The following is a 26,744-nucleotide window of genomic DNA, read 5'->3' as shown; positions in this document are numbered from 1 at the left end:
CGGTAGCGTTGTTAACGTAATGATGTTAGCGTTGCTTCCGTCGGGTGGTGGAAACCGCCATCCCGCCCCGCGGAACTCGGAACAGGGAGCAACGCCATGAGTGAGCAGCAGTCGAGCGCGTCCCGCCGGGTGGCCCTGGTCACCGGCGGTTCGCGCGGCATCGGCCGGGAGAGCGCCGAGCGCTTGGCCGCCGACGGGTTCGCCGTCGTCGTCAACTACGCGGGCAACAAGACCGAGGCCGACGCGGCGGTGGCCGCGATCACCGACGCCGGGGGAGCGGCGATCGCGCACCGCGCCGACGTGGCCGACGAGAACGCGGTGTCCGCCCTCTTCGATGCCGCCGAGGAAACCTTCGGCGGCATCGACGTGGTCGTCCACGCGGCGGGCGTCATGACCCTCGCCCCGCTGGTCGAGACCGATCTGGAGGCCCTCGACCGCATGCACCGCACCAACATCCGCGGCACGTTCGTCGTCGACCAGCAGGCCGCGCGCCGGCTGCGGCCCGGTGGCGCGATCATCAACTTCTCCAGCTCCGTCGTGGGTCTCGCCATCCCCGGCTACAGCGCCTACGCCGCCACCAAGGGCGCCGTCGAGGCCATGACGCTGATCCTGGCCAGGGAGCTGCGCGGCCGCGACATCACGGTGAACGCGGTCGCCCCCGGACCCACGGCCACCGCCCTGTTCCTGGACGGCAAGGACGAGGAGACCGTCGCCAGGATGGCCGCCCAGCCGCCGCTGGAGCGGCTCGGCACTCCCCAGGACATCAGCGAGGTGGTCTCCTTCCTCGCGGGTCCCGCCCGCTGGGTCAACGGCCAGGTCCTGCGCGCCAACGGCGGCATCGTCTGACCGCGCGGGGGCTCCAAATGACGCCCACCGACCCGGGCACGCTCGCGTATCAGCGCTACGGCGGTCCTGCTAGCGTCCCCCGGGTGAGTACGCGCGAACGCATCCTGGAAGTGGCGGCACGCCTGGTCGCGGAGTCGGACGACGGGGACGTCTCCACACGGGCCGTGTGCGAGGCCGCGCAGGTGGGCGCCCCGGCGCTGTACCGGCACTTCGGGGACAAGCAGGGGCTGCTCGCGGCCGTGGTCGACCACGGCTTCGACCGGTACCTGGCGACCAAGCGGCGGCGCGAGGCCACCGCGGACCCGGTCGACGACCTGCGCGACGGCTGGGACAGCCATGTGGACTTCGCGCTGCGGAACCCGAACCTGTACCGGCTCATGAACTCACCCGCGATGCGGACCCCGCCCGCCGCGGCCCTGGAGTCCCACCAGATCCTCACGCGCGACCTGGAACGGGCGGCGGCGCAGGGCAAGCTGCGGCTGGCCCCCGAACTGGCCGCCCAGATGGTGATGTCGGCCAACGTGGGCGTGGCGCTCATGCTCGTGTCCCGTCCGGCGACGTTCGCCGACCCCGACGTGTCGCGACGCGTACGGGACGCCGTGCACGCCGCCGTCTTCACCCCGGAAGTCACCGGAAGCCGCCCTGAAACGGTGCGGGAGGCCGGGCAGGGAGGGACTCAACTGCCCTCTACCGCAGCCAGGTTGCGTGCGACGCTGGCAGCGGAACCACCGCAGGCGCTCACCTCCGTCGAGACGGCTCTCCTCACCGAGTGGCTGGACCGACTCTCGCGCTGAGAGCGTCCCCGTTTCGACGCGGACGTACGACGCGCTCGACCTCCCGCCCCTCTACGCCGGCTCCTCGTCAGTCCCCGGCGTCCCGCCAGGCCGCCTCCCGCAGCAGTCGCAGCCCGTTGAGGCCCACGATCACGGTGGAGCCCTCGTGGCCGAGTACGCCGAGGGGGAGCGGCAGGTTGCCGACCAGGTCCCACGTGACCAGTACGGCGATGAACGTGCCGGCGATCACCAGGTTCTGCACGACAAGGCCGCGGGCGCGCCGGGACAGGGCGATCACCCTCGGCACGGTGGCGAGTTCGTCCCGCACGATGACCGCGTCGGCGGTCTCCAGGGCGAGGTCGGAACCGGCCCGGCCCATCGCGATGCCGGTATGGGCGGCGGCGAGGGCGGGCGCGTCGTTGACGCCGTCTCCGATGACGAGGACCTTGCGTCCCTCGCCCTCCGCCTCGCGTACCGCCGCGACCTTGTCCTGCGGGAGCAGTCCGGCCCGTACGTCCTCGATGCCGACCTCGGCCGCGACCCGGGCGGCGGCCCGCGCGTTGTCTCCGGTGAGCAGCATGGGGGTCGTGCCGGTGAGGGACTTCAGGGCGGTGACGGTGGTAGCGGCGTCCGGGCGCAGGCGGTCGGCGATGCCGAGGACGCCCGCGGGCATCCCGTCTCGCATGATCAGGACGGTTGTCTGGCCGTCCTCGCCCAACTGCTGTGCTCGGGCTCGGACTTCGCGGCTTGCGGCGTCCGTGAGGCCGCCGGTCGGCCCGGTTTCGAGCAGCCGTGCCGGAGCGCCCACCTGGACGTCCGCACCTCCGACCGTGGCGCTGACCCCGACCCCCGGCGTCGACGCGAAGTCCGTCACCGGCGGAAGGTCCAGGCCGCGAGCCCGCGCGGCGCTCACCACGGCGCGGGCCAGGGGGTGTTCGCTGCGGTGCTCGGCCGCCGCCGCGAGCGCGAGGAGGGCGTCGTCGGTCAGGCCGCTGCCGGGGAGCGCGTGGACGGCGGTCACCCGGGGCGTTCCCTCGGTGAGGGTGCCGGTCTTGTCGAGGGCGACCGCGTCGACCTGACCCAGCCGCTCCATCACGACGGCCGACTTCACCAGGACGCCGTGCCGCCCCGCGTTCGCGATCGCCGAGAGCAGCGGCGGCATCGTGGCGAGGACCACCGCACACGGCGATGCCACGATCATGAACGTCATGGCCCGCAGCAGCGCCCCGGTCAGGTCGTCGCCGAACGCCAGCGGCACGGCGAACACGGCGAGCGTGGCGACGACCATGCCGAGCGAGTACCGCTGCTCGACCTTCTCGATGAACAGTTGCGTCGGCGCCTTGGTCTCCGACGCCTCCTCGACCATCGCCACGATCCGCGCGATCACCGAGTCCGACGCGTCACGTCCGACCCGCACCCGCAGCGCCCCGGCCCCGTTCAGCGTGCCCGCGAACACCTCGTCCCCGGCACCCTTGGCGACCGGCAGCGGCTCCCCGGTGATAGTCGCCTGATCGACGTCACTGGCTCCTTCGAGCACCTCCCCGTCCGCGCCGACCCGCTCGCCGGGCCGTACGAGGACGATGTCGCCGACCTTCAACTCGGCCGTGTCGACGGTCTCTTCGGCGCCCCCGTCGCCCACCCGTGTGGCCGTGGTCGGCGCGAGGTCGAGCAGACTGCGCACCGAATCGGCGGTACGAGCGGTGGCCAGGGCCTCCAGGGCGCCCGACGTGGCGAAGATGACGATGAGCAGCGCCCCGTCCATCACCTGCCCGATCGAGGCGGCGCCGAGGGCCGCGACGATCATCAGCAGATCCACGTCGAGGGTCTTCTCGCGCAGCGCCCGCAGCCCCTCCAGCGCGGGCTCCCAGCCCCCGGCGACGTACGCGACGGCGTACAGCGCCCCCCACAGCCATGAGGGCGTGTCGGCCAGTTGCAGCGGCAGCGCGATCAGGAACGCGGCCGTGGCCGCGGCCGCCCAGCGGGCCTCGGCCAGCGCGAGGACGCGGGTGCGGCGGCGTGGAGGCGCCGTGGGGCCGGCGGGGGTTCCCTGGTCGGGGCGGGGGATCAGGGCAGTGGGCATGGAGAGGTAACCCTTCACGGGCTGGAGAACGGCAACGCCCACACCGTACAGGAATGAATGAACAGCTTTTCATGCGTACATGTGTCGTCGATAGGATGGCGCCATGGGCCACGGAGTCGACGACAAGAGCAACGCCACCACGCGCGAACGCCTGGACACCGTGGGGGCCGCCGACGTCGCCGCCACGCTCCAGGCCCTGGCGACGCCTTCGCGGCTGCTGATCCTCGCCCGTCTGCAGGAGGGCCCCTGCGCCGCCGGCGATCTGGCCGAAGCGGTCGGCATGGAGCAGTCGGCCTGCTCCCATCAGCTGCGCCTGCTGCGCAACCTCGGCCTCATCACCGGCGAACGGCACGGCCGTTCCGTCATCTACGCCCTCTACGACCACCACGTGGCCGAACTCCTCGACCAGGCGCTCTTCCACGTCGAGCACCTGCGCCTCGGTCTGCGGGACACCCCGCCGGGCGGCTAGCCTGAGGGCGATCTTCAGTGGCGTGCTTCAGCGACGTTCGTCAGGACGTTCTTCTGTGGCGCTCTCTCGATTACGCGCAGGTGAGACAGGTGAGACACGGCGTATGGCCCGTGGTGGCGGTCGTGGCCGTCGGCGGCGCGATCGGCGCGTCGGCACGCTATGGCGCGTCCCTGATCTGGCCGACCGCCCCCGGCAGCTTCCCCACGACGACGCTCCTGGTGAACGTCATCGGATGCGCGGTCATGGGCGCCTTCATGGCGATCCTCACGGAGCTGCGGGCCCCGCACCGGCTGCTGCGGCCCTTCTTCGGCACCGGCGTGCTCGGCGGCTTCACCACCTTCTCCACCTACGCCGTGGACATCGAGCGCCTGGTGGAGGGCGGCCATGCCGGCACGGGCCTCGCCTATCTCGGACTGACGCTGCTCGCGGCCCTCGCGGCGGTGTGGGGCGCGGCGTGGGCGACCCGCCGTCTGGTCGTGCCGACGGTCGTACGGAGGCGGGCATGACCGGGGTGGTCCGGTGAACTGGCTCTGTGTGGTGGCCGGGGCGATGATCGGCGCCCCGCTGCGGTTCCTCACCGACCGAGCCGTGCAGGCCAGGCACGACACGGTCTTCCCGTGGGGAACGCTCACCGTCAACGTGGCGGGCAGCCTGATCCTCGGCGTGCTCACCGGCGCGACGGTCGCGGGCGCCGCCTCCTCCCACACGCAGCTGTTCCTCGGAACAGGCCTGTGCGGTGCCCTGACGACGTACTCGACCTTCTCGTACGAGACGCTGCGGCTCACCGAGGGCGGCGCCAAGTTCTACGCGGTGGTCAATGTCGTGGCCGGCGTGGTCGCGGCGCTCGGGGCGGTCTTCGTGGGCGTCGCGCTGGCGGAGGCGTTCTGGGCGTGAGTTCGCGTCACGCCCAGAACCGGACCTCTCGCTCCCGGGATCACAACCTCTGCTCCCGGGGTCGGACTCGTGATTACAGGGATCAGGCCTCGGCGAAGTCCCCGGAGAGGGCCGCCGCCATGCGCAGGTGCGGGGCCGCGTCCGCATCCCGTCCCTGCCGCTCCAGCGTGCGGCCGAGGAGCAGCCTGGCGTACTGCTCGACGGGGTCGAGCGCGATGACCGTACGCAACTCGGCCTCCGCGCGCAGCAGTTGCGCCGAGTGGTAGTAGGCGCGGGCAAGGAGCAGACGCGGGGCGACCTGCTCGGGCACCTCGTCGGCCAGGGTGCCGAGGATGCGCGCCGCCGTGGCGTACTCCTTGGCGTCGAAGAACTGCCGCGCGCGCTCCCAGCGCTCCGCCGCGGTTCCGTGGTCGTAGTACATCGTGTCCACTGTTGCCTCCTTCGAGCGCTCCAACGGTCAGGGTTAGTTAAAAATTCCACTAAACATTCCGGCCGGGACGGCGGCGCCGACGGGGTTCCTCCGTAATGACCGACGTGCGCGCCTGACGCCCGGTGCCCCACGGGTCTAGGTTGTGCGACATGAGCAATCTTGATCGTGAGGCGGTCCCGTCCCTGTGCGGTGGTCGCGGGTTCGTCGTCGCCGAACCGGTCCGTGAACTCCTCAGCCCCCGACAGGTCAAGCTCGGCGAGTCCACCGAGGTCCGCCGCCTGCTGCCCAACCTGGGCCGCCGCATGGTCGGCGCCTGGTGCTTCGTGGACCACTACGGCCCCGACGACATCGCCGAGGAGCCCGGCATGCAGGTGGGCCCCCACCCGCACATGGGCCTGCAGACGGTCAGCTGGCTGCACGAGGGCGAGGTCCTGCACCGCGACTCCACCGGCAGCCTCCAGACGATCCGCCCCCGCGAACTGGGCCTGATGACCTCGGGCCGGGCGATCTCGCACTCCGAGGAGAGCCCCAGGTCGCACGCCCGCTTCCTGCACGGCGCCCAGCTGTGGGTGGCCCTGCCCGACGCCCACCGCAACACCGACCCGCGCTTCGAGCACCACGCGGAGCTGCCCCTGGTGACGGCCCCCGGTCTGACGGCGACCCTCATCCTCGGCACGGTCGACGGCACCACGTCGCCCGGCACGACCTACACCCCGATCGTCGGCGCCGACCTCGCCCTGACCCGCGACGCGGACGTACGCCTGCCGCTGAACCCCGACTTCGAGTACGCCGTCCTGTGCATGTCCGGCGAGACCCGGGTGGACGGCGTGCCCGTGCTGCCCGGCTCGATGCTGTACCTGGGCTGCGGCCGCACCGAACTGCCGCTGCACGCCGAGTCGGACGCGGATCTGATGCTCCTCGGCGGCGAGCCGTTCGACGAGGAACTGATCATGTGGTGGAACTTCATCGGACGGTCCAACGAGGAGATCGCGCAGGCGCGTTCGGACTGGATGGCCGGCAGCCGCTTCGGCGAGGTGAAGGGGTACGACGGGGGACCGCTGCCCGCTCCGGAACTCCCGGCGGTACCCCTGAAGCCGCGCGGCCGCGTGCGCTGAACGAGTGGTCGTGTGACCCTGGCATATTCCGTTCCAGTTCTGCACGGGGGGGTGAATTCCTTACGCCCCGACAGCAATAACGCCGCACGGCCAATGCCCGTACAAGTCGCGATAGTTGATAAGCGAAATATTGCCTGCGGATGCTGCTCCGTGGTTGTTCGTCTAGGCTTATAGAGGCGCCTCGAAGAACGCAGTTCAGAGGCGTACGGCATGTAAGGCCTTGCCTCTTCGCGCATTTCCCTAATGCTCATGAGGTAAAGGAAATCCATGCGCTGAGTTTCCACGACTGGCAGTACGTGCGGGAAACGCGCTGGCATTACGTGGGCTACCCGGCGTTCTATGATGGAAGAGGTAGAAGCATGGCTTCCACCGAATTCACAGATCAGGACGTAGCCGAGACGCTGGACGTTGAGGCGGCTCTCGACCCGGTCGAGGCCGACGGCTCCTACCGCGACAGCCGCGAATGCGCGGCGCTGGCCCTAACGGGCGGGACCATCTCCCTGCTCTTGTCGCCTCCGACACCGCGGCCCAAGAAGGCTTGACGGGCACCGGTATGGAGGACTCAGGCACTACGACGCCCCTGGCGGGCGCGGTGCAGGGCCTCACATCGGAACTGGTCTCCGCTCTACGGAGCGGGGGCCGGTTCCGGCTGTCCGGCAGCGTGGCCGGGCCCGACGGAGCCGCCGCCGACGGCCTCGCTCTCGCCGCCGTACGGGTGGTGGGCGCCGATGCCGTCCTGCCGGGCGTTCTGCGCCGCACACCGCTCGAACCCGACGACCTCGCCCTGTTCGGCAAAGCCGTGCAGGCCTACCCGCCCCCCGCCGACGCCTCGCCCACGTCACTGTGGAGCCACTGGGCCATGCGACGCGCACTGGCGGGACTTGACGCCTCGTTCGACGGCGCCCCCGACCATGCGACACCGCCCCGAGCGGCCTGGCTGGAGGACGCGCCGTGGCAGGTGCTGACCCATCAACTCGCCGTGCTGGCCCCGCTCGCGATGCCCGGGACCGACTGCGAGGTGGCCCGGGTGGCCCGTACACGGCCCGTGGACGTCGCCCGCGGCTTCGTCCGTGCGGTCCGCCGCCGCGACTGGCTGCAAGCCGCCGGAGCGGGCCGCTGGCTGGTCCTGCTCGACGGTGTCCCGCAGACGCTCGGCCTGGACGCCGGGCTGGAGTTCGTGGCACACATGGGCTCCACGGACCCCCGCGTGGTGCTCCAGGTGGAGGCGGCGCAACTGCTGCGGGCCGGAGTGCCGGGGTGAGGGCGCGCGACGTCCGGGGGGTCGCCGAATCGGCGCTGGCCTGGGTGTCCGAGCATCGCGAGGACTTCGCGCTCGGAGACGACGCACTGGCCGAGAGCGGCAACGTCAACTTCACCTGGAAGCCGCTGGGAGAACTGGCGCATGTCTGCATCACCGTGCGCCGGCACAGCGAGACGTCCACATCACTGCACGAGCAAGCCCATGACCTGCTGACCTTCGCCTGGCGACAGACCGGACAGGGCGACCTCCTGTGCCAGTTGCAGCGCCTGGAGCCGTTCGCGACGTACCCGCTGGAGATCTACGCGGCGTTCGCCTCGGCAGGGCTGCGCCACGAACCCTTCGAGAAGGCGGCCGCGACGGTGGCCCGCACCCGCTCCTGGCAGGTGACCGAGCAGCAGCCCAACCGGCGCCTCGGCATCCTCAACTCCGAACGCCACATGGGCATTCGGCCGCACCAGGGCATGGAACGCGCGCTGGAACGCACCTGGCTCGGCGGCCTGCCGGAACCCTGGATGTTCGAAGGCGACGCCGGCTACACGCTCACCCATGTGATCTTCCACCTCACCGACTGGGGCGCGACCCCGCACCACGTACCACCACAGGTGGCCGCCTATCTGTCGCAGTGGCTTCCCCCGTGGCTCGACACCTGCCTGGAGGACGAGCGGTGGGACCTGAGCTGCGAGCTCCTTGCCGTCGCGGGCAGCCTTCCCGGCCCGCCCGACCGCACGATGCTGCGGGACGCCTGGACGCGGCTCGCCCGAGCACAGGCCGCGTCCGGTGCCGTACCGGAGATCGGCTCCGGGCGTGGCGACCGGGTCCCCGCGGACGACTTCATCGGCTGTTACCACTCGACGCTGATGACGGCCTTCGCCGCCGTACTGACCGCCGACGCGCTGCACGAGGACACCGGTACGCGAACTGCGGCCGACGGGAAGGTACGTGCGCAGCCGGAAGAACACCCGAGGCCCGCGCATCAGGTACAAGGCGGACAGCGGGGACGAGGAGTGTCGAGATGACCAGCACCCGCCTCATGCACACCGTCGGCACCCGCGCCCTGGAATGGCTGCACGCCCACCGCGACGGGTTCCGTCTGGAACCGGACGTCGACCCCGAAGTGGGCTTTCTGGAGCGCTTCAAACCGGTCGGCGAACTGGCCCTCATCTGCGCGGTGCTGTTCCGCGAAGGGGTCGCCGGATCGCGGCAGGCACAACTGGCACGGCAACTGCTCGACCACGCCTGGCGCGACACCCTGGACGGCGGCCAAATGCTGGTGCGCGCCCAGCGCATCGAACTGCTCTCGCCCATCCCCTTCGAGGTCTACCTCCCCTTCAAGGAGCTGGGCTACAGCCATCCCGCCTTCGAGGAGATGGTCCGGCTCAACCAGAGCCTGGAGAGTTTCGCCGCCCACGAGATGTCACCCGTGCGCCGCCTGGGGCTCTCCGCGTTCCAACGCCGCGGCGGGCTGGAGCCGAGGCCACCGGAATCCGAGGTCATCGGCCGGACGTGGCTGGGGCGCACCCCCGAACCCTGGACCGTGGAAGGGCACACGGCCTACGACATCACCCACACCGTCTTCCACCTCACCGACTGGGGCAAGAGTCCGGACAACATCCCGCCCCCGATCGCCGACTACCTGAGCCACTGGCTGCCCGCCTGGCTGGACGACTGGCTCGACCTGGAGCGCTGGGACCTCCTTGGCGAACTCCTCGTGGTCGACGCCTGCCTGCCCCGTCCCACCCTCGACGAGCGGGCCTGGGAGGGTTTCGCCGCCGCCCAGCAGACCGACGGTGCCATGCCGGCCGTGCGCACCATTCCGCAGGGCGAGCCCGAAGAACTCTTCGACCTCATCTACCACCCCACACTCGTCGCCGCCTTCGCGTCCGTCATGGCCACCTCCCGCGCCCTGACGCAGCTCACCCACATCACACCCGGATGACGTCCCCACACCCGCCCTGGCCGGGCGAGTCGCGCAACGCCACCGAAGGCTCGCCCCGCCACCCCCCGGCAGGCGCCCGCCCGGAGGACGACGACGAGACGGTGTGCCGACGCCTTGACGACGCCATCGAAGCGGTGCGGGCACCCGACGTCGTCTTCGCCCTTTCCCGCGACGGCCGACGCACGGTGCGCTGCGGCGGTACGGGCCCTCCGCCGCCGGTACCCCGTGACCAGTTGCGTTACGAGATCGGGTCGGCCTCCAAGACGTTCACGGCGCTGCTCCTTGCCCACCTGACGCAGTCCGGCGTCCTCTCCGCGGGCGAGCCGGCCCTCTCCCTCCTCGCCCCGGCACGGCGTACCGGCGCGGACCCCGTCACCCTCGCCCATCTGATCACCCACACGTCCGGACTGCCCGCCCTGCCCGCCGACTTCTACCCCCGGGCCCTGCCCACCTGGCGCACCAACCCCTACGCCGGTTTCCAGGACCGCCACGTCATCGACGCCTTCGTACGACGTCGCCCACCCCGGCGGCCCGGATCACGCTGGCACTACTCCAACTTCGGTGTCGCCGTGCTCGGTCACGCCTTGGCCGCCGCCACCGCCACGCCCTGGGACGACCTGCTCACCGGCCAGGTGCTGCGTCCCCTACGCCTTGGCGGCACGGCCCTGCACCCCGCCGGCCCGGCCACCGACGCCACCGGCCACCGCAAGGACGGCGCCACGCCCACGCCCCCGCTGACCATCGGCGGCTTCGAGGCGGCCGGCGCGGTCCGTGCCACCCCGCACGATCTGCTGACCTTCCTCGAAGCCCACCTCGACCCGACGGGCAGCCCCCTGTCCGGAGCCCTGCGGGCCGCGGCCCGTCCGGTCATCCGGCGCGGCTGGGGGCACCGGCACACGCACACCATCGGCTGGTTCCAGCACCCCGCCGAGCACGGCCCGCTCTACTTCCACTGCGGAGCAACCCTCGGCCAACAGGCCTTCCTCGGCTACCGGCCCGACACCGCCACGGCCCTGGCCGCCGTCTGCACCCGCCGCTACCACGCACGCGAAACGTTCGTGGCAACGGCGTACGCACTGCTGGCACAGACCTGAGCCTTCAGCCGGACGGTTCGTCAGACGCGCTGCCACAGGGCAGGGGTGCGGGCAGGCTGCCACATGCCCTGCGCCTGATGCGACTGCAGGCACACATAGGTGATGCCGTTGTAGGTCACCCGTGTCCCGGATTCGTAGACCTTGCCCGCACCCCAACTACCCGTGGCTTCCTGCGTACTTGGCTCGCGCTGGGCGGGGGCCGTCTTCAAAGTGAGCCCGAACTCGTCGAGCAGCGGGTTCAAGGGCTGATGGAAAGTGATCCCGCCGCTCTTGCAGTCACCGCTGCCGCCGGACGTCACTCCCTGGGCCTGGGTGCCGGAGATGTAGGAGCCGCCGGAGTCACCGGGCTCCGCACACACCGTGGTGCGGGTGACCCCTTCGATGACGCCCTCCGCGTAGCTGACGCTGGTGCCGTGCTGCTCGATGGTCCCGCAGTGCCAGCCGGTGGTGGAACCCGACCGGCAGATGGCAGCGCCCACCAGAGCCTGCACCGACCCGGCGACCTGCACGTCCGTCTCTTTCTCGCCCTTCACCCGGGGCGTGGCGGTCCACTGATCGTTCACGCCGACCCAGGACATGTCCTTGGCCGGAAAGACCGACGCCTCGAAGGCGCCTTGGGCGACCTTGTTGAAGCCGGTGGTCTTGGCGCCCGCCTTGCCGCAGTGCCCGGCGCTGGCGAACCCCTGCTGGGTGCCCTTGGTCACCGAGAATCCCACCGAACAACGGGCCTTCTCGTCGATGTAATACGCGTCGCCCCCGCGGACGTCGTGCAGCGCGCGCGGACGCTCGGCCGACACCTTGACGTCCAGGAGCCGCCGGTCGACTCCGGCGGCCGCGATCAGCTTGTCGGCGGCCGCGGCGCTGGTCGCCTGGACCGCCGCCTTGTTGGCCCGCACGTCGACGTAACGCACGGGCGTCTCCAGACCCGCACCCGCTCCCGCCAATGCAGCAGCATTCAGCTTCTTGGTGAGGGCCTCCAGCTCCCCCAGACCATGCGTGACGACCTTGGCCTGTGCCCCCTCCGCCTTGATGGCCGCGACATCCGCGGCATCCGTGGTCGCCACGACCAGACGGGCGGAGGTCGCGCCCTGCACCCAGGCACCCGCGAAGTTCTTGCCCAGCGCGGTCTGCAACCGCCCCGCCCGCGTGCCGGCCTCCGCCTCATTCACCAACCGCGTACGCGCCTGCTCACCCGACAGCCCCAGATCCCGCTGAAGCGACTCCAGCAAAGCCCTCGACGGCTTGTCGGCAGCCAATGTCTGCGCAGCCGACGGGAGCGCAGGCCCCGCGGAGGACTGCGGCGCAGGCACCGGCGGAGGCGGCGGCGCGGGCGGCGCGACAGCCGCGGCCACCGGCATCCCCGTCAGCGCGAACGCGCCCAGCACGGTCACGGCGAAGCCGGCGACTCGGGCGGGGCGGGCAGGGCCGACAGGGCCGGCAGGAGTGGCAGGACGGGCAGGGTGGTCGGCGTGTCGGTCAGCCATGAGTGATTCCTCATCCTCGGAAGATCCGGTTCGACGGGCTGGAGGCGGAAAAACCTCGGAACCTAGCCCTTGCCGACACCCACTCAGAAAATGCCCCCACACCCCCGTTTCGGCACAACGGACCACACCAGCGACCCACCCGGCCCAACGCCCGCGCTAGGCCAGAGGGAGACGAATGGATCAGCGGGCTGTGTGGTCCAGGAATTCAGACCCGTGCACCGGAACTCCCAACAGAAAGCGAGAACAGCGGGGTTCGCGGGCACAAGAGGATGCAGCGGAAACCAAGGCAGCTCATTGTCAACGACAATGATTGCGTCCAGCACAAATAATGCGGCGTGTTGGACCCTGTCAACGACAACCGCCGTCCGCCCGTGAACCGCCGATCAGGGAGCGCGCCCTCATGACCAGCCGGAAAACCCCCGCCGAGCCCGTGGAGAAGCGGTCCCCCGTGGAGAGAGGGTCCGTCGACGAAGGTGCGCCCTGGATGCGGGGCCTTAACGCCGACGCGGGGTACCTGCTCTACCGCCTCGGCCTGCGCTCCGGGCAGCTCTTCAACGCGGTGCTCCAGAGATCCGGCCTACGCCTGCGCCACTACGCGCTGCTGCGCTACCTGGCCACCGTGGAGGGCGCGGCCCAGCGCGAACTGAGCCAGGAGCTGGGGTATGACCCCAGCGCGATCGTCGGCCTGGTCGACGACCTGGAACGCCTCGGCTTCGTCGAACGCCGCCCCGCCCCCGACGATCGCCGCCGCCGCATCGTAGCCCTCGCACCCGCGGGCCACGACTTCCTGCGGGACTCGGATGAGGTGGCGCGGGGGGTCACCGAAGAGCTTCTGGACCCGCTGGGTCCGGAGGAGCGGGAGACGTTGCATGGGTTGTTGTCTCGGGTGGCTCATACGGGTGGGGGCTGAGGGCGCCGCAGGAAGCGAGTGGACCAGTTCGGGTCGTCGAAGAGTGCGCCTGCGTGAACGTCGAGTTCGTGGCCTGCGACATGGCCGGGGAGGTCGGTGCGGATGATGGTCATGATCTCGTCCAGCCAGGCCTCGCCGGGGTGGCGGCCCGTTGCGTGCCACTCGTGGACCACTGCCCGAAGATAACGCTCGATGTACTCCTGGAATTCGGCCAGCCCTCCGGGAAGGCTGTGCAGTGCGACTGTGATCGCGGTGCGGTGCGGCGACGTGGGCTCTGCCGGGTCGCAGCCTTGCTCCCGGGCTACCCAGAGGTCGAGCAGGGCATGGGCCGCCGAGACGCAGCGGTCGTCCCAGTACCCCGTGAAGTTGCTGATGGCCGTGCCCAATCCCGCAGCACACAGCGGCTCAAGGCCGTGCTGAAGCACGTCGCGATCCCTGTCGCACAGCAGGAAGGTCTCCCGGCGCATGGACTCGTGTCCGTGCCGGAGCCAGGACATGTCGCCGCGCTGCTCGCTGCCCGGGCCTATGCCATACGTCCAGTACGGATCAACCGCGGGCGCCGTCGGCAGCACCTCGGAATCCATGGCCGCCAAACTGATCCGAATGTCCTTGTACTGCACGGAGTGCAGCTCGGACCAGGTGCGTTCCAGGTCGATCGCCCTGCTGAACGTGCTCCATCCCTCCGTCGTGAGCTGCGACTTCACCAACTGCGTCAACCGGTTCCAGTGATGCGCCGGCTCCTCCTCAGGAAACAGTTCCCGCCCACACACCGGCTCCCCGAGCAGGACCAGAAGCAGCAACAGGTTCGCCGCCCACGAAGCATGCCGGGCCGGTACGGGAAGGTTCGCGGGCCGGTAGGCCTCGAAGGTCCGTTCCTGCCGGGCAAGGAGCGCCGCGTGGAAGAGCCGCAGGAGCAGTGGGCGCAGGGCGGTGAGCTGGTCCTCGGGCAGTCGGCCCAGAGCTTGGTGGAGGAACGTGAGCGTTGCGGCGCGCACGGAGAGCGTCTCGTACGAGAGGAGGGCGTGGAGGAAGGCGTCGTCAGGGGCGGGGACCCGGACGCGTGAGGCGTCCGTGCGGGCCGCCCGCGCAAGGTCTTCGAGCTCCCGCACCACCAGCCGCGCCACCAGGAATTCCCCGAAAGTCGAGTGCAGGAACTCCAGTGACCGCAGCCGGATGCCGTCCCGTGTCGCCTCCGCGCGGTGGATGAAGAAGAACCGGCCCACGACCACGTCCCCGGGAGTGAGCGAGGCCCGCAGACCGGTGGGGCGCACGGCGTGCGCGTGCTGGGGCAGCAGCACCTCCAGGTCCGCCGTCAGCTCTTTCTCCGTGATCCACTGCCTGTTTCGGTTGCACATGGCGAAGGCGGTCACGGACAGGCACAGCAGCTCGGCCTCGACCGCCTGCGCGAGTTGTTCGTCGGAGAGACCCGGGTCACTCTTGCGGACCTCGCGCGCGGCGAAGCGGGCCAGGAGGCGCTCATAGAGGTCGAAGCCCGCAAGCTCCCCCTGGTCGCGCTGGAAGGCGTTGCCGTCGGCGTCGTAGAGAGCGAGCATGAGCAACAGCAGCGGCTGGCTGCCCAGTTCACGCTGTGTCAGTACGTGCTCCGGGGACAAGGGCAGCAGCGACCGGCGGCGGAAATGCGCCGCGTTGGTGTGGTTCCACAGGTCCAGCCAGTACGCCACCTGCGCGTCGCTGAAGGGCTCCAGGCGTACGGCGACACCGCCGGGCGAGAGGCGGGCCCGGTCGGCGACCGCCGTGCGGCTGGTGACCACCACGGCCAGCGGGCGGCCGTGCGTGGCCTCGCGCTTCTGGAACGCCGCCACTTTCTGCACGTAGTCGGACTGGCTCGCGCCGGTGGCCTGGAGCAGTTCGTCGAAACCGTCGAGCAGGACCACCGGCAGCGCCCGCGGTGCCGTGCGCGTCACATCGGGCCAGGCCATGGCCTCGCCGGTGGCCTCGCGGATCGCGGCCTCGATCTGGTCCTGGATCGCCGCGTCCGCGGGTACGGCGGACAGCGGCACCCGCACGACGAGGAACTCCGCGGCGGGCAGCCGGGCCGCGAGCACGCGGGTCAGCACGGATTTCCCCGAGCCCGGCTGCCCGAGGAGCAGCAGCGGCGACTCCACGGCCTGCGGCGCGGTGAAGAACCCTGCCAGGAAGCCCGCCAGATCCTGCTGGACGGGCCGCTCGTCCCACCAGTGCTCCTCCGAAAGGCGGTCGGTGGCCCCGAACGCGGCCACCTGGAAGTCGGGGGAGATGTAACCCGCTCCGAGCGCGGGGACCATCAGGCCCTCCGGAAGGTCCTCCAGGGACAGCAGCGGCGCTTCCATCGCCGCCCGCGACGCACGGTTCAACGCCATGTACCGCTCGGCAGAGACCTGCCCGTCGGCGGCCCTGGCCACCGCTTCCTCCAGTTGCCGCAGAGTGCCTTCGAGACGGCGGACTTCGTTGCGGGTCGCCTGGTGGTCGACGACGCTGACCCAGACGGCCACCTCGGGGCACTCCGCGGCCAGCCGCCGGTACATGATCTCGTAGGCGGACAGCGCCTGTTGGGGTGCGGTGTCCGTCAGCCGGGCCCGCACGACCTCCCGCTCCGGCTCCGGCAAGGACTCCCAGGCCGCACACCCCGACACGTACGACACGAGCTGGTCGGACAGCGTGCCGTAGAACCCGAGCAACGCGACCAGTTCCGCCTCGTACGGGCGGTGCGGCGCGGGCATCGGAACCTCGGCCCGCAGCAGCTCGTCCGCGAGCGCGGCGAGCCTGCCGGACTCCGGCGACCGCCCGGTGGCCAGGAGCACGGCCTCGACCCTCCCGACGGTCAACTCCCGGCGGTCGAAAGGCAGATCCAGGTCCTTGAGCGTGTCGAAGTACGCGGCAAGGACCACGACGGCGTGCGCCGCCGCCAGTCGCTGGGTGCGGTCGAACCGTCCCAGGCCTCGTGACCGCTCCGCGAGGCCGGAGACCAGGGACTGGCTCAGCCGCGCCAGTTCACCCCGCGCGTCGAACAGACTCAACGCGAGCGCCGACCCGCCGCCGGTGGACACCAGGAGTGCACCACCGGTCAGCCGGTCCAGGGCCGCCAGGGCGGGGCTGTCCGCCACGCCCAGCAGTCGTACCGCGTCCGCGTAACTCATCGCCCTGGGCACCGGTCGCCTCCCGGTTCCGTGTCGGAACGGCCAGCGCGTCCATCATGGCGGAGTGGGGCGGCCATTTATCCGGAAATGGCCGCCCAGGCCCGCACTTCGCGGTCAGGAACCCGACGGAAGCTCCGTCCTCACCTCCCGGGCCGCCGCGACCAGGTTCTCCAGGGATGCCTTGGTCTCGGGCCAGCCTCGGGTCTTGAGGCCGCAGTCCGGGTTCACCCACAGGCGGTCGGCGGGGATGGCCTCGAGTCCCTTGCGCAGCAGGGCCGCTGCCTCCTCGACGCTCGGCACGCGGGGGGAGTGGATGTCGTAGACGCCGGGGCCCGCCTCACGCGGGTAGCCGTGTTCGGCCAGTTCGCGGGCCACCTGCATGTGCGAGCGGGCCGCCTCCAGGCTGATGACGTCGGCGTCGAGGTCGTCGATGGCCTGGACGATGTCGCCGAACTCGGCGTAGCACATGTGCGTGTGGATCTGGGTGTCCGGACGGACGCCGCTGGTGGTGAGACGGAAGGATTCCGTGGCCCACTCCAGGTACGCGGCGTGCTCGGCGCTGCGCAGGGGGAGGGTTTCGCGCAAGGCGGGCTCGTCGACCTGGATGACCGAAGTGCCTGCCGCCTCCAGGTCGTCGACCTCGTCGCGCAGGGCCAGGGCGACCTGGCGCGCGGTGTCGCCGAGCGGCTGGTCGTCGCGGACGAAGGACCAGGCGAGCATGGTGACGGGACCCGTGAGCATGCCCTTCACGGGGCGGTCCGTGAGGGAGTTGGCGTACGAGGTCCAGCGCACCGTCATCGGTTCGGGCCGTGAGATGTCGCCGGCGAGGACCGGCGGCCGTACGTAGCGGGTGCCGTACGACTGGACCCAGCCGTGCTGTGTGGCGAGGTAGCCGGTGAGCTGTTCGGCGAAGTACTGGACCATGTCGTTGCGTTCGGGTTCGCCGTGGACCAGGACGTCGATGCCCGCCTTTTCCTGGAAGGCGAGGACTTCGCGGATTTCCGTGCGGATGCGTTCCTCGTAGCCGTCGGTGTCGATGCGGCCTGCCCTCAAGTCGGCTCGTGCAGTGCGCAGTTCGGTGGTCTGCGGGAACGAGCCGATGGTGGTGGTGGGCAGTTGGGGCAGGCCGAGGCGGGAGCGCTGGGCCGCCGCGCGCTCCGGGTAGGCGTGGACGCGGCGGGCGTCGGCGTCCGTGACGGCGGCGACGCGGGAGCGCACCGCCGGGTCGTGGGTGAGGGCCGAACCCGAGCGTGACGCCAGGTCGGCCCGGTTGGCGGCCAGTTCGGCCGTGATGGTGTCCGTTCCCTGGGCCAGGGCGCGCGCCAGCGTGGCGATCTCGGTGGTCTTCTGGTGGGCGAAGGCCAGCCAGCGGGCCACCTGCTGGTCGATGTCCCGTTCGGCACCGGCGTCCAGCGGGACGTGCAGCAGGGAGCAGGACGCGGAGACGTCGACCCGGTCGGCGAGGCCCAGGAGCGTGCCCAGGGTGGAGAGGGACTTCTCCAGGTCGTTGATCCAGATGTTGCGGCCGTTGACGACACCCGCCACAAGGCGCTTGCCCGGAAGCCCGCCGACGGCGGCGAGGTCCTGCAACTGGCCGGTGGCGGCCTCCGTGAAGTCCAGGGCGAGCCCCTCGACCGGTGCCTTGGCCAGCACGGGCAGGGCATCGCCGAGCCTGCCGAAGTAGGAGGCGACGAGGAGCTGCGGGCGATCGGTGAGGGCGCCCAGGTCACGGTAGGCGCGGGCGGCGGCGTTGAGCTCGGCCGGGGTGCGGTCCTGGACCAGGGCCGGCTCGTCGAGCTGCACCCACTCGGCGCCCGCGGCGCGCAGGTCGGCGAGTACTTCCGCGTAGACGGGCAGCAGTCGGTCGAGGAGCGTGAGCGGCTCGAAGTCGGCGGCCACGCCGGGCGCGGGCTTGGCGAGCAGCAGATAGGTCACCGGGCCGACGAGGACCGGGCGCGCGGCGAGGCCGAGCGCGACGGCCTCCTTGAGCTCGGCCACCTGCTTGGCGGAGTCGGCGGTGAAGACGGTGTCGGGGCCCAACTCCGGGACCAGGTAGTGGTAGTTGGTGTCGAACCACTTGGTCATCTCAAGCGGCGCCACGTCCTGGGTGCCGCGGGCCATCGCGAAGTAGCCGTCGAGGGGGTCGGTGTCGACGGCCTCGCGGTGCCGGCGCGGGACGGCGCCGACCATGACGCTGGTGTCCAGGACATGGTCGTAGTACGAGAAGTCGCCGGTCGGCACTTCGTGGATGCCGGCGTCGGCCAGGTGCTGCCAGGTGGACCGGCGCAGCCTCGCCGCGGTCTCCCGCAGGGCGTCGGCGCCGACGCGGCCCTTCCAATAGCCCTCGACGGCCTTCTTCAGTTCACGGTCGGGGCCCTGGCGGGGGTAGCCGTACACGGTGGCCCGTGCTGCCGCGGCTGCGGACTTCGCTGTCACGGAAATCTCCTTCGCGAGATGACTCCTGAGAATCCCGGTGACGGGACACGGACGCGAAGGGATGACGGACCGGGCGGACGGACACGCGCTGATCGCGCGGTACTCCACCTGATCTGTACGCCGACCCGCCCACGAGGTCACCGGGATGTCCGCACATGAGGGATCACATGCGGGCAACGGGCAGGTCTTCGGACTCGCGGGCACATCTGCCGAGGCAGACACCTACTGGCCGTCGCTTCCCGGACCCGTGCTCGGACCCAGTGCGTATGACGGCGGTCGTTCCCGCTCACCGCTGCGGGGCAGTCCCGGATTCCCACCGGGTTCCCTCTTACGACGCCTCTGCCTGGCGGACAGGGCGAACCAGCTGCACGGATCAGGCTAGAGGGTGGTCGGCCTCTTGGGCAGTACTGATCACATTCCGGACCGTGAGGTGAGACACGGCCCCGACCGGCGCGGGTCCACGTGAAGGGGTGCGGAACAGATCACCACTCTGTTCCGCACCCCGCTCACAGCAGCCGCAGGCCCTCGGCCCCGCGGCGGACCCGGGCCCCTCAGCCCCGGTCGTAGAGGTGGAACCCGCGCCCGCTCTTGCGGCCGAGCAGCCCCGCTTCGACCATGCGCAGGAGCAGCGGCGGCGGGGCGTACAGGGGTTCCTTGAACTCTTCGTAGAGAGATGCCGCGATGGAGGCGACCGTGTCCAGGCCGATCAGGTCGGCCAGCTTCAGCGGCCCCATCGGGTGCGCGCAGCCGAGCTCCATGCCCGCGTCCACGTCGGCGGCCGTCGCGAAGCCCGACTCCGTCATCCGGATCGCGGAGAGGAGATAGGGCACGAGCAGCGCGTTGACGACGAAGCCCGCCCTGTCCTTGGACCGCACGACCGTCTTGCCCAGCGTGTGCGTGGCGAAGTCCTCGACGGCGGCGACGGTCTCCGCGGCCGTGTGCAGCGAGGAGACGACCTCGACCAGGGGCAGCACGGGGGCGGGGTTGAAGAAGTGCAGGCCCAGGACGCGGTCGGCGCGCCGGGTCGCCATGCCCAGACGCATGACGGGGATGGAGGAGGTGTTGGTGGCGAGGATCGCCCCGGGGTCCTCGACGACCTTGTCCAGGGCGGCGAAGATCTCTGTCTTCGCCGCGGTGTCCTCGACGACCGCCTCGACGACGAGCTGGCGGTCGGCCAAGTCGTCGAGACCGCCGGTGAAGACCATGCGGGCCAGCGCGTCCTCGGCGCCGATGCGGTCCAACTTGCCGCGCTGTACGGCACGTTCGAGCGAGACGGCGATGCGTTCGCGGGCGGCGCGGGCGGCGAGCGCGTCGGCCTCGCAGACCACGGTGTCCAGACCGGCACGGGCGCACACCTCGGCGATCCCGGCACCCATCTGACCGCCGCCCACCACGCCGACCCGGCGGATGGCCGCGGTCATGACTGCCGCTCCGGGCGGCCGACGATCGGGCGGTCGACGAACGGGCGGCGCACGAGATGGCGGGTGTAGGCGTCCGTGGTGAAGAACGCGGGCAACTCCCGCTCCAGGGCGGTGCGTTCGAAGATCCCGCGGATCTCGTCGACGGGCGCCCACGGGTACTCCGCGCCCAGGGCGGCGAGCTCGTCCTCCACCAGCTCCATAACCGTCGCGCGGTCGACGACCCGGTGGCGCAGCCACTGCCAGATCTGTACGCGGGCGATCTCGGCCGTGGCGGCGTCCTCCATGAGGCCGTCCAGGGCGACGGCTCCCTGCCCGTGCAGCCAGCCGGCGAAGTAGCGCAGGGCGACCGCGATGTTGGTGCGTACGCCCTCCGTGGTGGGCGGCGCGCTGATGCGACGTACGGACAGCAGCTGCGCCGCCGTCACCTCGACGTCGTCGCGGGTGCGGTCGATCTGATGCGGTCGGGTGCCGAGCACTTCGTCGAACGCCGCGCGGCAGACGGGCACCAGCGCGGGGTGGGCGACCCAGGAGCCGTCGAAGCCGTCCTCGGCCTCGCGTTCCTTGTCGAGCCGCACGGTGGCGAGGGCCGCCCGGTGCGCGTCAGGGTCTCTGCCGGGCACGTGGGCGGCCATGCCGCCGATCGCATGGGCACCTCGCTTGTGGCAGGTGCGTACGAGGAGGTCGGTGTACGCGCGCATGAAGGGGGCGGTCATGGTGACCTTCGCCCGGTCGGGCAGCAGGAAGTCCGTGCGGTGCCCGAAGGTCTTGATGAGGCTGAACAGGTAGTCCCAGCGGCCCGCGTTGAGACCTGAGCTGTGCTCGCGCAGCTCGTAGAGGATTTCCTCCATCTGGACGGCCGCCGTGATGGTCTCGATCAGGACGGTCGCCCGGATCGTGCCGCGGGGGATGCCGGCGAGGTCCTGGGCGAGGACGAAGACGTCGTTCCACAGCCGTGCCTCGTCACGGTTCTCCAGCTTCGGCAGATAGAAGTACGGGCCGTGCCCGGCGTCGATCTGCCGCTGGGCGCAGTGGAAGAAGTAGAGCCCGAAGTCGACGAGCGAGGCGGGCGCGGGCCTGCCGTCGATCTGCAGGTGCTCCTCGGTCAGATGCCAGCCGCGCGGCCGGACGACGATGGTCGCGACCTGTTCGCCGAGCCGGTACCGCTTGCCCTGCGGTGTGCTGAAGTCGATCCTGCGCTCGATCGCGTCGAGCAGGTTCAGCTGACCGCCGATGATGTTGTCCCAGGTGGGCGAGGTGGCGTCCTCGAAATCCGCCATCCACACCCGCGCACCGGAGTTGAGGGCGTTGACCGTCATCGCGCGCTCGGGCGGCCCGGTGATTTCCACGCGGCGGTCGGTGAGGCCGGGCGCCGGGGGCGCGACCCGCCAGGAGTCGTCCGCCCGGACACGGGCGGTGGCGACGGAGAAGTCGAGCGGGGAGCCGGAGGCGAGCCGGGCGCCCACCCGCCTGCGCTCCTTGAGGATCTCCAGGCGGCGTTCGGCGAAGGCGTCGACGAGGCGGCCGACGAAATCCAGCGCCTCGGGGGTGAGGATCTCGTCCTGCCGGTCGGTCGTACCGAGGACCTGGGCGCGGCTGGTCGGAGCGGAGATGGACATACGGGATCTCCTCGGGAAGGAACCGAACGGGCCGGAAGAGCCGAACGGACTGACGGAACCGAACGGACTAGTGGAACTGCTCTTCCTCGGTGGACCCGGCGAGCGCGGTCGTCGACGAGGCCGGGTTGACGGCGGTGGACACCTGGTCGAAGTAGCCGGTGCCGACCTCGCGCTGGTGCTTCACGGCGGTGAAGCCCTGCGCCTGCGCGGCGAACTCGCGCTCCTGGAGGTCGACATAGGCGGTCATGCCGTGCTCGGCGTATCCGCGGGCCAGGTCGAACATGCCGTGGTTGAGCGAGTGGAAGCCGGCCAGGGTGATGAACTGGAAGCGGTAGCCCATGGCGCCCAGCTCACGCTGGAACTTGGCGATCTGGTCGTCGTCCAGGGCGGCCCGCCAGTTGAACGACGGCGAGCAGTTGTAGGCGAGCATCTGGTCGGGGTGCTCGGCGTGGATGGCCTCTGCGAACTCACGGGCCTGCGCGAGGTCCGGGGTGCCCGTCTCGACCCAGATGAGGTCCGCGTACGGGGCATAGGCGAGACCGCGGGCGATGACGGGCTCCATGCCGTTCCGCACCCGGTAGAAGCCCTCGGCGGTGCGCTCGCCCGTGACGAACCGGGCGTCGCGCTCGTCGACGTCGCTGGTCAGCAGGTTCGCCGCGAGCGCGTCGGTGCGGGCCACGATCAGCGTCGGCACGTCGGCGATGTCGGCGGCCAGACGTGCCGCGTTGAGGGTGCGGATGTGCTGGCCGGTCGGCACGAGGACCTTGCCGCCCAGGTGACCGCACTTCTTCTCCGAGGCCAGCTGGTCCTCGTAGTGGATGCCCGCCGCGCCCGCCGCGATCATCGCCTTGGTCAGCTCGAAGGCGTTGAGAGGTCCGCCGAAGCCCGCCTCGGCGTCGGCGACGATCGGCGCGAGCCAGTCGGTGGTGTCCTCGCCGCCCTCGGCGGTGGCGATCTGGTCGGCGCGCAGCAGCGCGTTGTTGATCCGACGGACCACCTGCGGGACCGAGTTGACGGGGTAGAGCGACTGGTCGGGGTAGGTGTGCCCGGCCTGGTTGGCGTCGGCGGCGACCTGCCAGCCGGACAGGTAGATCGCCTGGAGCCCGGCCTTGACCTGCTGGACCGCCTGGCCGCCGGTCAGTGCGCCGAGCGCGTGGATGTAGTCCTGCTCGTGCAGTTGGCGCCACAGCCGCTCGGCGCCGCGCCGGGCCAGGGTGTGCTCCTCGCGGACGCTGCCGGAGAGCCGGATCACGTCCTCGGCGGTGTAGGTGCGCTCGATCCCGTTCCACCGGGCGTCGGTCGCCCATCGCTGAGCCAGCTCCTGGGCCGGTTCTTGGGCCGTTGTCGTCTTCTTGCCTGCCTGTGCCATGACCGTCTCCCGGAGATGCGTGAACTGTGCGAATGTGTGGCACTGAGTGCCGAACTGAAGGTGAGGTGCGGCCCGTCGGCGGAGCCCGGCGGGCCGCGGTACGACTCTCGCATCGGCACTCAGTGCCAACAACCAGGGAAAGATGCCAAGTTCTGCGCATCTTTCCGCGCCGAATTGCCAACGTTGTTAATGGACCTGTTAACGGACCGAACGGGAGCCACGGGTGAGCAAGACATACGCGGGAGCGCGGCTGCGCCGACTGCGGGAGGAACGCCGCATGAGCCAGGCCGACCTGGCCCGGGCCCTGGCCATCTCGCCGAGCTATCTGAACCAGATGGAGCACGACTCCCGGCCGCTGACCGTGCCCGTACTGCTGCGTCTCACCGAGGCGTTCGGCGTCGACCCGGGCTTCTTCTCGGAGCGCGACACCAGCCGCCTGGTGGCCGACCTGCGGGACGCCCTGACCGGCGAGGTGTCCGCGGGCCGGGTCTCCGCGTCCGACCTCTCGGACCTGGCGTCGCGGATGCCCGCCGTGGCAACGGTCCTGGTGGACCTCGGCCGCCGCAACCAGCACCTGACCGAACAGCTCTCCGAAGCCGCGGAGGGGCGGGGGCCCGGCACGGTGGCTCAGCCGCGCTCCGCGCACGAGGAGATCCGGGAGTTCTTCTACCGGCGCCAGAACTACCTGCACGACATCGACCTCGCCGCCGAGCGCTTCGCGGCCGAGATCGGCCTGCGACCCGGCGAGGTCGTACGCGCCCTGTCCGCACGCCTCGCCGAACGGCACGGGGTGCGACTGGCGGCGGACGCCGGTCAACTCCTGCACCACTACGACCCCACGGCCAGGGTCCTGCACCTCTCCAGCCGGCTGCGCCCCGGCCAGCAGGCGTTCCGGATGGCCACCCAACTCGCCCTGCTCGCCTACGCGGACGACATCTCCGCGCTCGCCTCGGAGGACTTCGGCGAGGAGACCGCGGCCTGGCCGCTGGCCCGCATCGGCATCGCCAACTACTTCGCGGCGGCGCTGATTCTGCCCTACCGCCGCTTCCACGCGGCCGCGGAGGAGTTCCGTTACGACATCGAGCGGCTGAGCGACCACTTCGGCCTCGGCTACGAGACCATCTGCCACCGCCTCAGCACCCTGCAGCGGCCCCTGCTGCGCGGAGTGCCCTTCTCGTTCGTCCGGGTCGACCGGGCGGGCAACATGTCGAAGCGGCAGTCCGCCACCGCGTTCCACTTCTCCCGCGCGGGCGGCACCTGTCCGCTGTGGAACGTGTACGAGGCGTTCGCCGCGCCCGGCCGCATCCACGTCCAGGTGGCCGCGATGCCGGACGGCCAGCGCTTCCTGTGGACCGCCCGCGCGGTCACCCGGCACCGCGGTGGCTGGGGCGAGCCCGGCAAGACCTTCGCCATCGGCCTCGGCTGCGAGATCCGCCACGCGGCGCGGCTCGTCTACTCCGACGGCCTCGACCTCGACAGCGCCTCGTCCGCGGTGCCCATCGGCATGGGCTGCCGCCTCTGCGAACGCACCGACTGCCCTCAGCGGGCGGTGCCTCCACTGGACCGCCGACTGGCGATCGACGAGAACAGCAGCACCTTCGTCCCCTACCCGGTGGCCGGACCGTAGGTCTTATTGCACATCACTTGCAACTACACTTCTCATGCAGAAATGCAGAAATGCAGAAATGCGCAAGACCTGTCCTGTACGTGAAGGAGACGACGATGGCCGCGGGGCGCGTTGTGCTGGGAATCGAGTCGTCGTGCGACGAGACCGGGGCGGGGATCGTTTCGGAAGGGCGGCTGCTCGCCCATGTGGTCGCGTCCAGCATGGACGAGCACGCCCGGTTCGGCGGTGTGGTCCCCGAGATCGCCGCCCGGGCGCATCTGCACTCCTTCACGCCGGTCGTCCGGCACGCCCTCGACCAGGCGGACCTCAAGCTGTCGGACATCGACGCGGTGGCGGTCACCACGGGACCCGGTCTGGCGGGTGCGCTGCAGGTGGGCCTCGCGGGAGCGAAGACCCTGGCCCACACGCTCGACGTCCCGCTGTACGGGGTGCACCACCTGGCCGGTCATGTCGCCGCCGACACGCTGGAGCACGGCCCGCTGCCCGACCCCTGCGTGGTGCTCATCGTCTCCGGCGGGCACACGTCCCTGCTGCTCGTCCGGGACCTGGTCCGCGATCAGATCGTGCACCTGGGGGACACCCTGGACGACGCGGCGGGCGAGTGCTTCGACAAGGTCGCCCGGGTCTTCGGCCTTCCGTATCCGGGCGGCCCCGCCATCGACCGTGCGGCCCGGGACGGCGACCCGCGCGCGGTGGCCTTCCCCCGCCCGCTCACCGGGCCGAAGGACGCCCCGTACGCGTTCTCCTTCTCCGGCCTCAAGACCGCCGCCGCCCGCTGGGCCGAAGGGCACGCGGGCCGGGGCCTGCCGGTGGCCGACGGCGCGGCCTCGCTCCAGGAGGCCGTCGCGGACGTCCTGACCCGCAAGGCGCTCGCCGCCTGCCGGGATCACGGGGTCACGACCCTCGTCGTGGTCGGCGGCGTCGCCGCGAACTCGCGGGTACGGGCGCTCGCGGAGGAGCGGTGCGCGGCAGCCGGCGTGCGCCTGCGCGTTCCGCCGATGACCCTGTGCACCGACAACGGCGCGATGATCGCCGCCGTCGGCGATCTGCTCGTACGCGCCGGGGCCGAGCCCGCGCCCCTGGACGTGTCGATCGACCCGTCCGCCCCACTGGAGTACGCGGCCCTGCAGCCGGGAGCGGTCCCGGCCAAGGCCGTCTGATGACGGCGGTCGTCCGCGTCCTGCGCGGCGAGCAACTGCTTGCGCACACCGACGCCTTGCGCACGGTCTATGCCGAAGCCTTCGGCCCGCCTCCTTGGCACGAGGACGAGGACAGGGTGGCGCAGTTCCTGGTCCGGCTCGGTGACGACGTGCGCCGTCCCGGCTTCACCGCGGCCATCGCCCTGCAGGGGACGGACCTCGCCGGATTCACCACCGGGTGGACCACTCCCGACCCCTTCCCCGCCGACCGCTGTTATCCGCAGGCGGCCGCCGGACTCGGGGCCGAGCGCGCCCACTCGTGGCTGTGCGGGGCGCGAGAGATAGACGAACTAGCCGTGCGTCCCGGGGCGCAGGGGGCCGGGATCGGGGCGGCCCTCCTTGAGGCGATGGCCGCGGGCGCTCCCGACGGCCGTGCCTGGCTGCTCACTTCGGTCCGGTCGGCGCAGGCCATGGCCTTCTACGGTCGCCAGGGCTGGACCCAGGCGACACACCCCTCGCCCGACGGCAAGGGTGTCGTCGTCTTCCTCGGGCCCCACCACCCCGCCAGGACCCTCGCGGTGTCCTGCGGCACAGGAGGGGCGACCGCGCGGGGAGCGGGGCGTACGCCGGGCGCGCACGGGCCGGTGCACATGGGCTGACCAGGGGCGTACGCCCTGGTCATGTGCGCTCGCGCGTGCCACAGGTCG

At 71.0% G+C, this 26,744-nt stretch carries 23 protein-coding genes and 1 riboswitch; of the genes, 15 read left to right on the top strand and 8 right to left on the bottom strand.

The window, feature by feature from the left end:
* Nucleotides 1-96: 96 nt before the first annotated feature.
* On the top strand, nucleotides 97-846 hold the full coding sequence (locus AB0I66_RS09690) for an SDR family oxidoreductase (RefSeq protein WP_363207215.1): 750 nt from the start codon (nucleotides 97-99) through the stop codon (nucleotides 844-846).
* An 83-nt stretch (nucleotides 847-929) separates the two neighbouring features.
* Entirely contained in the window at nucleotides 930-1,640 is a 711-nt protein-coding gene (locus tag AB0I66_RS09685) for a TetR/AcrR family transcriptional regulator (RefSeq protein WP_363207214.1), read from the top strand.
* 67 nt (nucleotides 1,641-1,707) lie between these two features.
* On the opposite strand, the gene AB0I66_RS09680 is transcribed toward AB0I66_RS09685, so the two are convergent.
* A complete protein-coding gene (locus AB0I66_RS09680) occupies nucleotides 1,708-3,699 on the bottom strand; it encodes a heavy metal translocating P-type ATPase (RefSeq protein ID WP_363207213.1) in 1,992 nt (663 codons plus the stop codon).
* A gap of 103 nt (nucleotides 3,700-3,802) precedes the next feature.
* Here AB0I66_RS09680 and AB0I66_RS09675 point away from each other — a divergent pair, with 103 nt between their 5' ends.
* The 3 genes from AB0I66_RS09675 to crcB (AB0I66_RS09665) all read left to right on the top strand — a co-directional run bounded on the left by AB0I66_RS09675 (nucleotide 3,803) and on the right by crcB (AB0I66_RS09665) (nucleotide 5,062).
* The gene (locus tag AB0I66_RS09675) at nucleotides 3,803-4,168 is read left to right on the top strand and encodes a metalloregulator ArsR/SmtB family transcription factor (protein WP_363207212.1); all 366 of its coding nucleotides are present in this window, start codon (nucleotides 3,803-3,805) and stop codon (nucleotides 4,166-4,168) included.
* A gap of 89 nt (nucleotides 4,169-4,257) precedes the next feature.
* Nucleotides 4,258-4,674 carry a fluoride efflux transporter CrcB gene (gene crcB / locus AB0I66_RS09670; protein ID WP_363207211.1) on the top strand — a complete coding sequence of 139 codons (417 nt, stop codon included), beginning with the start codon at nucleotides 4,258-4,260 and terminating at the stop codon, nucleotides 4,672-4,674.
* Between the two features lie 13 nt (nucleotides 4,675-4,687).
* Entirely contained in the window at nucleotides 4,688-5,062 is a 375-nt protein-coding gene (crcB, locus tag AB0I66_RS09665) for a fluoride efflux transporter CrcB (protein ID WP_363207210.1), read from the top strand.
* 82 nt (nucleotides 5,063-5,144) lie between these two features.
* On the opposite strand, the gene AB0I66_RS09660 is transcribed toward crcB (AB0I66_RS09665), so the two are convergent.
* Nucleotides 5,145-5,492, bottom strand: coding sequence for a tetratricopeptide repeat protein (locus AB0I66_RS09660; RefSeq protein WP_363207209.1), 348 nt, complete (start codon nucleotides 5,490-5,492; stop codon nucleotides 5,145-5,147).
* A gap of 149 nt (nucleotides 5,493-5,641) precedes the next feature.
* On the opposite strand from AB0I66_RS09660, the gene AB0I66_RS09655 reads away from it, so the two are divergent.
* From AB0I66_RS09655 to AB0I66_RS09630, 6 genes are all read left to right on the top strand, one after another.
* Nucleotides 5,642-6,607 carry a pirin family protein gene (locus tag AB0I66_RS09655; RefSeq protein ID WP_363207208.1) on the top strand — a complete coding sequence of 322 codons (966 nt, stop codon included), beginning with the start codon at nucleotides 5,642-5,644 and terminating at the stop codon, nucleotides 6,605-6,607.
* A 359-nt stretch (nucleotides 6,608-6,966) separates the two neighbouring features.
* On the top strand, nucleotides 6,967-7,149 hold the full coding sequence (locus AB0I66_RS09650) for a hypothetical protein (RefSeq protein WP_363207207.1): 183 nt from the start codon (nucleotides 6,967-6,969) through the stop codon (nucleotides 7,147-7,149).
* An 11-nt stretch (nucleotides 7,150-7,160) separates the two neighbouring features.
* Complete coding sequence (locus tag AB0I66_RS09645; protein ID WP_363207858.1) at nucleotides 7,161-7,868, top strand: hypothetical protein; 708 nt, start codon at nucleotides 7,161-7,163, stop codon at nucleotides 7,866-7,868.
* On the top strand, nucleotides 7,865-8,884 hold the full coding sequence (locus tag AB0I66_RS09640) for a hypothetical protein (RefSeq protein ID WP_363207206.1): 1,020 nt from the start codon (nucleotides 7,865-7,867) through the stop codon (nucleotides 8,882-8,884). Before AB0I66_RS09645 ends, AB0I66_RS09640 begins: the two co-directional genes overlap by 4 nt.
* The gene (locus tag AB0I66_RS09635) at nucleotides 8,881-9,804 is read left to right on the top strand and encodes a hypothetical protein (protein ID WP_363207205.1); all 924 of its coding nucleotides are present in this window, start codon (nucleotides 8,881-8,883) and stop codon (nucleotides 9,802-9,804) included. Before AB0I66_RS09640 ends, AB0I66_RS09635 begins: the two co-directional genes overlap by 4 nt.
* Nucleotides 9,801-10,898 (top strand): serine hydrolase domain-containing protein, encoded by a 1,098-nt coding sequence (locus tag AB0I66_RS09630; RefSeq protein ID WP_363207204.1) that lies wholly within the window; start codon nucleotides 9,801-9,803, stop codon nucleotides 10,896-10,898. The genes AB0I66_RS09635 and AB0I66_RS09630 overlap by 4 nt, the downstream gene beginning before the upstream one ends.
* A 20-nt stretch (nucleotides 10,899-10,918) precedes the next feature.
* On the opposite strand, the gene AB0I66_RS09625 is transcribed toward AB0I66_RS09630, so the two are convergent.
* Nucleotides 10,919-12,256, bottom strand: coding sequence for a carbohydrate-binding protein (locus AB0I66_RS09625; RefSeq protein WP_363207857.1), 1,338 nt, complete (start codon nucleotides 12,254-12,256; stop codon nucleotides 10,919-10,921).
* 610 nt (nucleotides 12,257-12,866) lie between these two features.
* Between AB0I66_RS09625 and AB0I66_RS09620 the strand changes: the two genes are divergently transcribed.
* Nucleotides 12,867-13,292: a MarR family winged helix-turn-helix transcriptional regulator gene (locus AB0I66_RS09620; protein ID WP_363207856.1), complete on the top strand. Its 426-nt coding sequence runs from the start codon at nucleotides 12,867-12,869 to the stop codon at nucleotides 13,290-13,292.
* Here AB0I66_RS09620 and AB0I66_RS09615 read toward each other — a convergent pair.
* The 5 genes from AB0I66_RS09615 to aceA all read right to left on the bottom strand — a co-directional run bounded on the left by AB0I66_RS09615 (nucleotide 13,274) and on the right by aceA (nucleotide 23,271).
* Nucleotides 13,274-16,441: a hypothetical protein gene (locus AB0I66_RS09615; RefSeq protein ID WP_363207203.1), complete on the bottom strand. Its 3,168-nt coding sequence runs from the start codon at nucleotides 16,439-16,441 to the stop codon at nucleotides 13,274-13,276. The genes AB0I66_RS09620 and AB0I66_RS09615 overlap by 19 nt on opposite strands.
* 102 nt (nucleotides 16,442-16,543) lie before the next feature.
* On the bottom strand, nucleotides 16,544-18,865 hold the full coding sequence (gene metE, locus AB0I66_RS09610) for a 5-methyltetrahydropteroyltriglutamate--homocysteine S-methyltransferase (protein ID WP_363207202.1): 2,322 nt from the start codon (nucleotides 18,863-18,865) through the stop codon (nucleotides 16,544-16,546).
* Nucleotides 18,866-19,026: 161 nt separating this feature from the next.
* A riboswitch (cobalamin riboswitch) is annotated at nucleotides 19,027-19,245 on the bottom strand.
* A gap of 171 nt (nucleotides 19,246-19,416) precedes the next feature.
* The gene (locus AB0I66_RS09605) at nucleotides 19,417-20,286 is read right to left on the bottom strand and encodes a 3-hydroxybutyryl-CoA dehydrogenase (protein WP_363207201.1); all 870 of its coding nucleotides are present in this window, start codon (nucleotides 20,284-20,286) and stop codon (nucleotides 19,417-19,419) included.
* Nucleotides 20,283-21,902: a malate synthase A gene (gene aceB / locus AB0I66_RS09600; protein WP_363207200.1), complete on the bottom strand. Its 1,620-nt coding sequence runs from the start codon at nucleotides 21,900-21,902 to the stop codon at nucleotides 20,283-20,285. The genes AB0I66_RS09605 and aceB overlap by 4 nt, the downstream gene beginning before the upstream one ends.
* A gap of 67 nt (nucleotides 21,903-21,969) precedes the next feature.
* Entirely contained in the window at nucleotides 21,970-23,271 is a 1,302-nt protein-coding gene (gene aceA, locus AB0I66_RS09595) for an isocitrate lyase (protein ID WP_363207199.1), read from the bottom strand.
* 223 nt (nucleotides 23,272-23,494) lie between these two features.
* On the opposite strand from aceA, the gene AB0I66_RS09590 reads away from it, so the two are divergent.
* The 3 genes from AB0I66_RS09590 to AB0I66_RS09580 all read left to right on the top strand — a co-directional run bounded on the left by AB0I66_RS09590 (nucleotide 23,495) and on the right by AB0I66_RS09580 (nucleotide 26,696).
* Nucleotides 23,495-24,898 (top strand): short-chain fatty acyl-CoA regulator family protein, encoded by a 1,404-nt coding sequence (locus AB0I66_RS09590; protein WP_363207198.1) that lies wholly within the window; start codon nucleotides 23,495-23,497, stop codon nucleotides 24,896-24,898.
* Nucleotides 24,899-24,993: 95 nt separating this feature from the next.
* On the top strand, nucleotides 24,994-26,058 hold the full coding sequence (tsaD, locus tag AB0I66_RS09585; RefSeq protein WP_363207197.1) for a tRNA (adenosine(37)-N6)-threonylcarbamoyltransferase complex transferase subunit TsaD: 1,065 nt from the start codon (nucleotides 24,994-24,996) through the stop codon (nucleotides 26,056-26,058).
* Nucleotides 26,058-26,696 carry a GNAT family N-acetyltransferase gene (locus tag AB0I66_RS09580; protein WP_363207196.1) on the top strand — a complete coding sequence of 213 codons (639 nt, stop codon included), beginning with the start codon at nucleotides 26,058-26,060 and terminating at the stop codon, nucleotides 26,694-26,696. Before tsaD ends, AB0I66_RS09580 begins: the two co-directional genes overlap by 1 nt.
* The last annotated feature ends 48 nt before the right edge of the window (nucleotides 26,697-26,744 follow it).

The sequence above is a fragment of the Streptomyces sp. NPDC050439 genome (assembly GCF_040655335.1).
Classification (GTDB): Bacteria; Actinomycetota; Actinomycetes; order Streptomycetales; family Streptomycetaceae; genus Streptomyces.
The sequence above is the reverse complement of the archived record's forward strand: the minus strand, read 5'-3'. Positions and strand labels throughout refer to the sequence as shown.

What these genes read in the sequence shown, in the direction of transcription:
- AB0I66_RS09605 (WP_363207201.1), bottom strand. Translation starts at nt 20,286, where the DNA reads ATGACCGCGGCCATCCGCCGGGTCGGCGTGGTGGGCGGCGGTCAGATG.
- aceB (WP_363207200.1), bottom strand. Translation starts at nt 21,902, where the DNA reads ATGTCCATCTCCGCTCCGACCAGCCGCGCCCAGGTCCTCGGTACGACC.
- AB0I66_RS09690 (WP_363207215.1), top strand. Translation starts at nt 97, where the DNA reads ATGAGTGAGCAGCAGTCGAGCGCGTCCCGCCGGGTGGCCCTGGTCACC.
- aceA (WP_363207199.1), bottom strand. Translation starts at nt 23,271, where the DNA reads ATGGCACAGGCAGGCAAGAAGACGACAACGGCCCAAGAACCGGCCCAG.
- tsaD (WP_363207197.1), top strand. Translation starts at nt 24,994, where the DNA reads ATGGCCGCGGGGCGCGTTGTGCTGGGAATCGAGTCGTCGTGCGACGAG.
- AB0I66_RS09655 (WP_363207208.1), top strand. Translation starts at nt 5,642, where the DNA reads ATGAGCAATCTTGATCGTGAGGCGGTCCCGTCCCTGTGCGGTGGTCGC.
- AB0I66_RS09630 (WP_363207204.1), top strand. Translation starts at nt 9,801, where the DNA reads ATGACGTCCCCACACCCGCCCTGGCCGGGCGAGTCGCGCAACGCCACC.
- AB0I66_RS09635 (WP_363207205.1), top strand. Translation starts at nt 8,881, where the DNA reads ATGACCAGCACCCGCCTCATGCACACCGTCGGCACCCGCGCCCTGGAA.
- AB0I66_RS09580 (WP_363207196.1), top strand. Translation starts at nt 26,058, where the DNA reads ATGACGGCGGTCGTCCGCGTCCTGCGCGGCGAGCAACTGCTTGCGCAC.
- AB0I66_RS09650 (WP_363207207.1), top strand. Translation starts at nt 6,967, where the DNA reads ATGGCTTCCACCGAATTCACAGATCAGGACGTAGCCGAGACGCTGGAC.
- AB0I66_RS09680 (WP_363207213.1), bottom strand. Translation starts at nt 3,699, where the DNA reads ATGCCCACTGCCCTGATCCCCCGCCCCGACCAGGGAACCCCCGCCGGC.
- AB0I66_RS09645 (WP_363207858.1), top strand. Translation starts at nt 7,161, where the DNA reads ATGGAGGACTCAGGCACTACGACGCCCCTGGCGGGCGCGGTGCAGGGC.
- AB0I66_RS09675 (WP_363207212.1), top strand. Translation starts at nt 3,803, where the DNA reads ATGGGCCACGGAGTCGACGACAAGAGCAACGCCACCACGCGCGAACGC.
- AB0I66_RS09620 (WP_363207856.1), top strand. Translation starts at nt 12,867, where the DNA reads ATGCGGGGCCTTAACGCCGACGCGGGGTACCTGCTCTACCGCCTCGGC.
- AB0I66_RS09625 (WP_363207857.1), bottom strand. Translation starts at nt 12,256, where the DNA reads ATGCCGGTGGCCGCGGCTGTCGCGCCGCCCGCGCCGCCGCCTCCGCCG.